Raw genomic sequence first — 2412 nt, 5'->3', positions numbered from 1 at the left:
AGCACCCACGACAGTCAGCATTTCGAAAGGGTCATTGACAAGGCCAACACCAATCGCAATATCTACGCCGACCGAGGCTATCCCTCTGCGGAGCGGGAAGCTTGGCTGAAGGCAAACGGCTATAGGAGCCAGATTCAGCGTAAAGGCCATCGAAACAAACCGTTGTCCAAGACTCAGCAAGGGCGAAACCACAGGATTGCAAAGACTAGGGCACGGGTTGAACATGCATTTGCGGCGATGGAACAAATGGGTAGAAAACTGATCCGCACCATTGGACAGGTGCGCGCTAATTTTGCCATGACGATGATGGCAGCATGTTACAACCTAAAGCGGTTGGCGTACTTCCAGAGCGCGTGCATCGTGGCTTTCTGACGCCCAGAATGGGTCAAATGGCCCTAGCCAGGGCAATGTGCGATAGAATCAGTAGCGTGATAATCAAAAAAAATCTAATTATTTAGAATGAAAGCCAAGGGTTAATTGAAAATCTTGAGTTTTTCGAGGTGCCCTATACAGGCATCTTCTGTAGAGAAGATTTTTGCCATATGAGGAGTTGTATTTAAAGGATAACCATATGCGCTGTAACGTGAGAATAATGAGGACTCTCCCATAATCAATATAATATTTTTATTATCGTTGTTTTTCTTTGAGACTATGGAATTGTTTAATTTCTCTATTTCACGGGTATCTGAATATTCGCTATCACCATATGAGGCAATGAGTAAATAAGCTGCATCGCCAAACACTAAAGGTATTTTATGGTGTAAGAAAACACCAAGCTCTCTTTTATCTTCTTTGATATTAGGAATCAATCTGTATTCATCTTTTATGTCAACAAGCGTTAATGCAATAGTTAAAAAAGAGAAAAGTAGCGTTATATATAAAAATGAACGATTACTACTTAAGTGTTTTTTTATTTTATTTAGAAAATAGAATAAGGCTATTGTTAAAATCAATGAAGGTAAAATTAACTGTAAAAATAACCCATATAGCATCAATAATACTTCTTTTATGTTGGTCTCAAGCATTGATTGAAGTACGGATATTGTTATATTCCCATTAGAATAGAACGAATAAATAATTTTTAAACTAATTAAAAATAAAAGAAATATCCCGATGAGCTTTTTTATTTTGCTATTACTAATAATTAATATAAAGGTTATTAAGAGAATAGTAAAAGTAGATACATGAGGGACTCTAGAATCTTCTTCAAAAACAAAAATATTCAGAAATATTGATATCAAAAAAATTAATAATAGAATGATATAGTTAATATTATTTTTTTATCTTTTTCATATATTTTATGCTTTATAAGTAACAATTAGCCCCATTACTGGGGCATCATATTAGCAACGTCGAAGCAAATTGTTAACATTAGCTTGTTGCCATTTTTCAAGCGAGTGAGTCATGACGCTATTGTGCTCGTGAGTACTGGCTTCTAGCAGTTGCTGCATTTCACGAAGTGCGGTCTCGACATCTTCCTTATGGCGAAGTAGACGACGAATAACTTGTTTTTCAACATTAAAAATAGCGGATTTAAGCGTACTGGTAATGCCGTAAATCCGGCGACATTCTTCTGCAATTATTGCTATTTGATTAACTTCGAAATGTTGAGGCGATGCGACTCCTGTCGCATGACGGAGAGCATACCAGATACCTTGCGTCCATGCTTTCTCAAATCGAAAGCCATTTGCCATGCTCCAAACCAGATGAGCCAGATTACGTGTGTCGTTGTCGGTTAAGAGTTCTGGTGCTTGTAGTAGCTCAGACTTGATCTGACAGTTACCGGTTATTTATACAGTATCTGTCAGGCTAAATTTGATTTAAATCTTTTTCTCTCCAAATTTGTTTTCCATCGTGTAAAGTTGCTATGGGTGTTCGACCGCAACACATTTTTCCTTGATGAGTACGCTGGTTATTGTATTCCTCTAACCATTTATCTAAATCAGTTTGTAATTCCTCTAAATTACCGTAGATTTTCTTACGAAAAACTACCTGGTAGAACTCTTGTAATACGGTTTTATGAAAACGTTCACAAATTCCATTAGTTTGAGGCGAGCGTGCCTTAGTTTTTGTGTGATCAATATCGTTGATAGCCAGATAAAGTTGATAATCGTGATGCTCAACTTTACCACAATATTCACTACCTCTGTCCGTCAGTATACGTAATATCGGTAATCCATGTTGGGCATAAAAAGGCAGAACCTTGTCATTTAATAAATCCGCAGCAGTTATCGAACTTTTCGTTGTGTAAAGTTTACAATGAACGACTTTGCAGTAAGTATCAATATAAGTTTGTTGGTAGATACGACCAACACCTTTTAAATGACCAACATAAAAAGTGTCCTGCGACCCCAGGTAACCCGGATGTGCTGTTTCAATCTCACCACTGGCTTCATCATCCTGTGCTTTCTT

Annotated in this window: 4 protein-coding genes; 1 reads left to right on the top strand and 3 read right to left on the bottom strand. The window is 37.4% G+C overall.

Features of this window, described 5'->3' with window-relative positions; all coding sequences use genetic code 11:
* Positions 1 to 372: transposase (locus tag CBG25_RS13060; protein ID WP_290603757.1), on the top strand; the 372-nt coding region annotated here is incomplete at its 5' end.
* Positions 373 to 473: 101 nt separating this feature from the next.
* Here the strand turns inward: CBG25_RS13060 and CBG25_RS13055 are convergent.
* The 3 genes from CBG25_RS13055 to CBG25_RS13045 form a co-directional block, all read right to left on the bottom strand.
* Positions 474 to 995: a hypothetical protein gene (locus tag CBG25_RS13055; RefSeq protein WP_290607136.1), complete on the bottom strand. Its 522-nt coding sequence runs from the start codon at positions 993 to 995 to the stop codon at positions 474 to 476.
* A gap of 348 nt (positions 996 to 1343) precedes the next feature.
* Entirely contained in the window at positions 1344 to 1694 is a 351-nt protein-coding gene (locus CBG25_RS13050; protein ID WP_290607134.1) for a hypothetical protein, read from the bottom strand.
* Between the two features lie 115 nt (positions 1695 to 1809).
* On the bottom strand, positions 1810 to 2412 hold a 603-nt coding region (locus tag CBG25_RS13045; RefSeq protein WP_290603686.1), incomplete at its 5' end, for an integrase core domain-containing protein.

It is taken from the genome of Arsenophonus sp. ENCA (assembly GCF_002287155.1).
GTDB lineage: Bacteria > Pseudomonadota > Gammaproteobacteria > Enterobacterales > Enterobacteriaceae > Arsenophonus > Arsenophonus nilaparvatae.
This window is presented reverse-complemented; position numbering and strand designations above follow the sequence as displayed.